We start from the raw sequence: 7427 nt of genomic DNA on the forward strand, positions 1-7427 counted from the left end.
CGAAATTGGGGACGAGGGTGGCCGATCGCCGACCGAAAAGGAAACGCACAAGACGGTAAAACGACTACTTTCGCCGATTAATTGGCAGTGTCGGCCGACCTTTGCCAACCTCCGTCCTTCGATTCGGTTAATGAATATTTAAGCTCGTCTCCTTGGAGACAACCAACTCCTATCTCTTATGTCTAAATCCAGTTCTCCTTTTGAACGTTCGCCCCTCGGTGGCATCGGTGGTTTTCTCATCGGCCTGGTGGTGCTCTACTTTTTGTTCAAGCTCGCTGGCTGGTTTTTCACCCTGCTGTGGTGGGCCGCGCCGGTCATTTTCGTTGCTTCGTTGATCATCGACCACAAGGTCTTCCTGGGCTACGTGGGCAGCATCAAACGCCTCTTTCAGCGCAACTGGATCCTGGGGCTCGTCGCCGGCGGCCTCAGCGTACTGCTCTTTCCGCTCGTCGCCGCCTACCTGCTCGCCATGGCCCTTTTCAAAAAAAAGCTTCGCGAGCGCGCCGTCGAAATGGACGAAAAAGTAAACGGCAAGTGGGCCGACTTTGAGGAAGTTCCCGAGGACCCTATGGATCTCGACATCCCCTACGAAGAGCTTCCCCCGGCCGCGGAGCCCGAACCCCGCAAGCGCAAGGACGATTCCTACGACGAACTCTTCAACTAATTGACCGCCCTCCTCCTGGCCGTTTGCGCAGCCGTCATCCTCACCTACGCGGGCTGGCAGCTGCGCAATCTTTGGTGGTGGCAGCGTTTGCCGGCGACGGAGGGCTTAGCGGCGGAGACGGGTCCCTTCATTTCCGTCGTCGTTCCCTACCGCAACGAGGGGGCCAATCTGACCCGGCTGCTGCGTTCTTTGGCCGCCCAGGATTATCCCCGCGACCGGTGGGAGCTTTTGCTCATCGATGATTTTTCGACCGACATTAGCCGTTCTGGGGCGCTCAACGCAGGTGCGGGGGAAGTCGCTGCGGCAGCAATGAAGGTCCAAACCCTCGCCCTGGCCGATCACTACGCGGAAGACGCCCTCGTGGCCCACAAAAAAGCCGCCCTCGCCCTGGGCATCCAGCGCAGCAGCGGCGAAGTGATCTTCACGACCGACGCCGACTGCGACCTGCCGCCCGACCTGCTCCGCCGCCTGGCCCGGAGCTTTCGTCCGGACACCGAGGTGGTCTTAGGTCCGGTGTTCAACGCGCCTGTGGTGGGCTTTTGTGCGGGTTTTCAGGCCCTCGACTTGATGGCTTACCAGTTCTTGACGGGCAGCAGCCTCGCGGCGGGCACCCCTACCCTGGCCAACGGCGCCTGCTTCGCCTTCCGGCGGCGGACTTTCGAGCGCGTCGGCGGCTACGCTGGCGTGGATCATCTGCCTTCGGGAGACGACGTCTTGCTGCTCCACAAGTTCCGCGCGGCCCTATCCCCCGCTGCTTTCGCCTGGCTGGAAACCGGTGTTCCCGTTTTTACCCAACCCGTAGTGGGATGGCGTGCGCTGTGGATGCAACGGCTGCGCTGGGCGGGCAAGGCCGGGCAGTACCGGGCCAAGGAATTGGAATTTGCCCAGGCGCTGACCTTTCTCTGCTGCCTTGCGGTCATTGCTCTTTTGTTCCTTGCCCTGCACCTGCGCTCCGGCGCCCCCTTGCTGCTCTGGCTCCCGAAAATAGCCGTGGACGGGCTGGGCCTGCGGGCGATTGCGCGGCGCTACGGACAGACGGCCCTGCTGCGCTGGTACCCGCCCACGCTGCTGCTCTACCCTTTTTTCCTGGTCGCGGTGGGCACGGCGGCGCTGCTGGGTTTTCGGGTGGGGTGGAAGGGGCGGGGGTAAATTTAGAATTTGGCTTCGCTAGAGTTGGCATCAATTCGCTTGCTTGGGCTATGCCAACTGCGCACTATTCACTTTTTGGCCTAAACAAGTAATGAACATTAGGGATATGCACAGCATCCTTCACCAGTAACCTATCAGTCTCAACAACTATGGCACCATTTTCACGATCTACTTCCACTACCCTTATTTCGTCTTCCTTGCGATAAAAAATACATTTATCCTGAAAAAGTAAGACCTCTGAATCAAGCGAACCCATGTCGAATGTCAGGAAATTTTCATTTACAATATCATAGAAAAATCCAATCCCTGTCTTGTCCAAGAGGAAATGTTGAGAGATATTTCTCCCGCTCCGTATCAATGAATCCCTAAATAAGAAATTTTGGTGAAGCAATCTAGAAAAATCGGATGATTTTTCGGTGAAAGACAAATAAGTTTCATTCCTTCTCAACTCAGAGGTCCCATAAATCCAATCACCATCTATTGCCCATTTACACGATGTGTTACTTGGCAAAACAAGGGTATCAATTTTTTTATTATTTTTAGTGTAGACATAGGTAATATTTGAGCTATCTATAGATGCTTTATAGTCACTATTTACACTTTGTCCAATAAAATATTCATCGTTATTCACATCAATCGAAATTTCACTAATGCTCGAGTCTCTGTACTGAAAAGGTATTTGAATAAAAGCGTCAGGCATAGAATTATATTCTCTGACGCCAAAATTAGCTTTAAGTCGATCAAATTTCCCATCAGGGTATTTATAAGAAAAATAAGCATCGTCTTGAAATGGCGAAGTGATTGAGGGCATAGAAATATTTTGTAAATCGGCAACAGTAAAAATATTTCTATGCAACTTATAATTAAGAGCACCCCATTCCATTTCAGGATATCTAAAGTCGTTACAGGCATACAATTCATTATCATCCATAATGAAAAAACCAGAAATAAAATATCTCCTGAACCCTCCAATATCACCAGATAGAATTGAATTTATATCCAAAGAATCTGAATAATTCAAAAATCCAAACCGTATTACACCCGATGATTTGAAAAGATTTCGGCCTTCAAAATATAAAATTCCTCTGTCGGGGAAATTATGCATCTTAATAATAAATTCATCTTCAAGATAATTTAGGGTGTCCAAAATCAATAGGGAATCTCCACTGATTTCCAAAAGTGAAATTACGGGAGGGCGATCGATCCCATTTGTACTTGCTGTATATTCTGTTATTTCACCGCTAATTATAACTATATTTCCTGCTTCATTTTGCGCTAAAATTTTGATTGAAAAAATAATTAATACAAAAATAGATGCAATTACCCTAATCATCGATAAAACATTTTAATTGTTCCTGGAAGAGCACTGCTTGATACACTAGAGATTCTTTCAATATAATTATGGGTTGTCGGAACACCATGTACATAATACGTCGCTGATTCCGGATTTATTTTCCATTTTGGTCTTCCGCCAATTATATCAACCGTTAAAAAATCTACTGAAGCACCATTAAATCTTTTCAGGATGACTGCATCTAAAACGGAGGCTACATTATCCATTTCCCTATAATTATTAGAAGGGAATACCTGACTTATAAGTGGATTAGTTGAGTAAAATACATTTGCAGTCTGCGCCCATCGAAGCTCTCCATAGTCAATAATTGGAATAGTATCAGATTTACCATAAAGCTGAATGTCTTCAATAATAAGTTCAGCGCGACTAATCATGGGCGCTTCTGCTTCTTGGGCTATTTCTTGAAGACGCCTAATACAGTCAATAATATTGGCTTTCCAACTCCAAAGAATTTCTGGAGAATTTGGTCGAGGATTCGTCGGTTGCGCAAGCCCCCACCCGCCATCAAAACTCATGTTGGGACATCGACTAAAAGCATCCCAAGTAGCCCACAAATTTTCATTCCTTGAATCATAAGAATTAAATTGGCGCATTGCAGAAGAAGGTGTAATACCAGTGTGCCCAGAATTACTTTCACTAATCAACAACCGATTTAGGAACCAAAAAACGTCGAGAGGACGATCTTGACGATTGTTTAAAAAATTTGACACCGCAATAAGTCTCGGATTAAGTCCCTTGATACTAAATTCAAATTGTTTGAGTGTACTCCCAAAATGATCAATGACAAAAATTGTTGCTCTGCCTCCAACTACAGTATCCAAACGTGGGAATACGTAATTAAATCCAAATTCTAAACTATCCATTGTAAAGACAGTGACATCATTTCTATCCCTTGTTGGATGCCCTGAAACCTTTCTTGAATATTCAACTACTAATTTTACATCCACTTTAGGGTAGCACAAGTCCAGATTATCATAAGACCAAAAATCTAAAAAAAAGCTAATTTCAGGCATATCTGCTGCTTCAGAAATAAATAACGTTTCCCGTTCATTGAGGAAGGTGTTGCATCCATCGATGCTAATATTCAGAATTATTGAATCTGGGGTTGCACTATTTTTAAGTTCTTCATTTTTTGAACTTGAGCAACAAAATTTTCGCCTATCAACTAATTCACTAATTTCGTTAAGAAACTGAAGTTTTGCAGCAAAATACTCTGATTCAGTTTCAATGGTTAATGCTCCACTCTCAAATCTATTGATTACACCTTGCAATTGTTGGGAAGTGACGCATGAGAATGGATAAGCGCTTGGAAAAATTATATTAACCCTAAATTCATCTTCTCTACTTGAATTAGACTTAAATCTCCCAAAAAGTATATGATAATTACTTAAGCTTGATACTTCTTGGATTAAAGACACCCATGCATTTTCGACCCCTCTATTTTTAGACCTATCATGTAGGTAAAGAGAACTGTCAAACACCTTGATTGAGTCGACAGGCGGATCTGAAAAACCGCCAAGGGTTCTACGTGAAACAGCCTCTAGGCTATCTCTAAAATTCTGATTTTCGTACCCAAGGTGGTTTTTATACTCAACGTAACTTTGAGCGCTAAGAACCCCTAATGCGAAAACCACAGCTAGTGTAAGAGTCGATTTAATCATGGAATTTTATTTTACAATTTAAGGCACTCGAACCATCACCACCCCACTCCGCTCACTAAATCCTCCATCCAGATGACGAGCAATCATAGAGCAGCGCAGACTTTCCTATTCTCCGACTACACCCTGAATTTTATTTGACATTTTTCTGTTGTCTTAGTTAAATAAAAAAAGGAGTAATCCTAATACTTAATAATCTTCGCCCGGCCCCAAAGCAAATTCCCTTCGAACAAGCGAATCACATAACTCCCGGGAACCATTCCCCGCAGGTCAATACGCCCGGAACCATCCACCCGGCCGCTGCGCACCAATTGCCCAGAAATGTCTAGCAGTTCATACGTGTGCGCAAGCCCCAAAGCCTCCCCTTGCAGAAAGACGAATCCTTCGCCTACCGGATTAGGAAAAATGCTGGCTTCCCGAACAACAATGGAGGAAACCCCCACCGGTGGAATCTGCTCCAGCTCATTTTCAAAAGCATATACACTTCCGTTGCTGGCCACCAGGTCTAAGTCGCCATCCCTGTTCAAATCTTGTGCGGAAAGACTAAACACTGGAGTAATGCCCCTCACCGGTGAGGCTACAAACCCAGGGGTAGCCATGCCATCATTGGTGTAAAGGGTTATCCCTTCGCCGCTGTTGTCTCCCACTACAAAATCGTCTCGCTGGTCTCCGTTGAAGTCCCCAACGGCTACACTGCGGAAAGTGTTAAAATTGGACAACTCCTCTTTTCGGGTAAAATTCAATGCTTCCCCCTGCAGGTAAGAGAAACACTTACTGGAAGCCACTATAACCAGATCAAGCTTAGCATCTCCGTTTAAATCTCCCGCTGAAATTCCATTCACGGAACGGACTACGCTGGAGGTACTTTCAATCACCTGTTTGGTAAACATACCGGAACCATTGTTGATCAGCAAAACGAGGGATTCTTCCGTGAAATCATCCGTTCCCACCGCCACGTCGTCATCTCCATCACCATCAATGTCTACCACCTGAAAGGCCGATGGCTCGATGCCGGTATCGTAAATCGTAGTGCGGGTGAAGCCCGTTCCGTTGGTGTTTAGGTAGGCCACCACCTCTTCGTCAACGAAGCTAAGCCCTACCATATCTGGGAACTCGTCCCCATTCAGGTCGGCCGTAGCAAACCTGCCTGCGCCCTTGATGGCCAAGACGGTTTCCGTGAGCGTGTTGTCCGCTTCGCCCTGAAAAAGCAGCAGGGTTCCCTCATTTGCTCCGGAGTATACGATGTCAATATCGCCATCCTGGTCAAAATCAGCCGCCGTTGGGGTTCCGAAGATTTCGTTGGTCGTCGATATTTCCAACTCGGTGAAGGAAAGCATCGCCTCCCCATCATTCAGGAGCCGGATCAGCCGGTTGTTTAGATTGGTGAAGCGTTCCCGTTTCAGAAACAGGATGTCTGGGAAGCTGTCCTTGTTCAGGTCTTCGGTGGTCACTCCGCCATTGGCGAAGGTGAGAATGCCGGTAGACGAAAAGTCTTGGGCATAAGTTGGCAAGCAAAGGCCCAAGAGTAAGAATAGATAAATCGTTCTTCTCATTTTAATTAGTGGTTTTGTTGTTTTAAAGTTGTTAAAAGTAGAAAAAAGTTAATCTACCTAAGATTTGAGAGGGTCTGATAATTCCAAATCACCCACCAATTAGCTTATCCATTCTCCCTAAAGAAATACTCATTCCTCAAAGTTTTTCGAAAGCACTATCATCCATCAGAAAACTCATCATGAGTTCGTTAAATCATCGACGAGGTTCAATCCAGGGCACTCTCCCCTATTCTTCCAAAGATATTTTTCTATGCTTTTTTTCTCCTCTATCGATAAAGAGTTGTAATCAATCTCATTTACAGCAGAATCGCGTAGAAAAACCTTAAACCCAAATTGAGGAAGAAGTTCGTCAGTATATTCTTCTCCACAATCAGGATCTATGGAATCAAATCCAAGTTCCTTTATTTCCTTTAAGACCTTAATCAATCTCGGACTACATTGTTCGGCTAAATCAATTTGCAGTTTATCTTCTCTATCAATAGGCACCCAGCAATCAGAGAGTAAAGTAATATTAAAATTACCTACATCCAAGTCACATTGGAAATCAACGATACCAAAATAATTGCTCTCTTGTCCATTTTCAATTAAGGTTGTTTGTCCCGAGAATTTTATTGCAGGAAATCTTTCTGTATGTACTTTCTGTACAATAATATCAATTATCATTTCTACATCAATCTCACTCCCCGTTTCAACAACGAATCTCTTTTCACTCAAAAAAGTCAACCTGTTGACTTGCAGAATTTTATTTCTATATAAAATATCAAGTACTTTCTTTAAGTTCCAAAAAACCCATATGGGATAACATCCGAAATCTCTATTACTGTATTTGTAGTATTCGTTAGACTTACTACTACTAAAGTACCATACTGCAAATGGATCAAAATTAGAAAATGTCATATTAATATATTTTAACGACTCCATTTGAATCCTTTACCTGAACTTGCAAATCAGAGCGGCGTTGTTGCATGAATCGGCCGACTGAGGCCTCATAGCCAGGGGGGTGAAAGTTGGGCTGGAGCCCGTATCTTTGGATCTACTACAAAACAAGA

General features: G+C 45.0%; 6 protein-coding genes. 2 read left to right on the forward strand and 4 right to left on the reverse strand.

Translation table 11 applies throughout. From position 1 onward, the window contains the following. The first annotated feature begins 178 nt into the window (after nt 1-178). Nucleotides 179-664 (forward strand): hypothetical protein, encoded by a 486-nt coding sequence (locus tag H9S92_RS02985; protein WP_187465237.1) that lies wholly within the window; start codon nt 179-181, stop codon nt 662-664. Next, nucleotides 665-1813 (forward strand): glycosyltransferase, encoded by a 1149-nt coding sequence (locus tag H9S92_RS02990; protein ID WP_187465238.1) that lies wholly within the window; start codon nt 665-667, stop codon nt 1811-1813. It begins immediately after the preceding gene. 64 nt (nt 1814-1877) lie between these two features. Here the strand turns inward: H9S92_RS02990 and H9S92_RS02995 are convergent, their stop codons facing one another. The 4 genes from H9S92_RS02995 to H9S92_RS03010 all read right to left on the reverse strand — a co-directional run bounded on the left by H9S92_RS02995 (nt 1878) and on the right by H9S92_RS03010 (nt 7275). Continuing rightward, a complete protein-coding gene (locus H9S92_RS02995; RefSeq protein ID WP_187465239.1) occupies nt 1878-3146 on the reverse strand; it encodes a hypothetical protein in 1269 nt (422 codons plus the stop codon). Beyond that, entirely contained in the window at nt 3143-4828 is a 1686-nt protein-coding gene (locus H9S92_RS03000; RefSeq protein WP_187465240.1) for a hypothetical protein, read from the reverse strand. Before H9S92_RS03000 ends, H9S92_RS02995 begins: the two co-directional genes overlap by 4 nt. Nucleotides 4829-5007: 179 nt before the next feature. Further along, nucleotides 5008-6378 (reverse strand): T9SS type A sorting domain-containing protein, encoded by a 1371-nt coding sequence (locus tag H9S92_RS03005; protein WP_187465241.1) that lies wholly within the window; start codon nt 6376-6378, stop codon nt 5008-5010. A 177-nt stretch (nt 6379-6555) separates the two neighbouring features. Beyond that, nucleotides 6556-7275: a hypothetical protein gene (locus tag H9S92_RS03010; protein WP_187465242.1), complete on the reverse strand. Its 720-nt coding sequence runs from the start codon at nt 7273-7275 to the stop codon at nt 6556-6558. Between the last annotated feature and the right edge of the window lie 152 nt (nt 7276-7427).

The organism is Neolewinella lacunae, assembly GCF_014349155.1.
GTDB lineage: Bacteria > Bacteroidota > Bacteroidia > Chitinophagales > Saprospiraceae > Neolewinella > Neolewinella lacunae.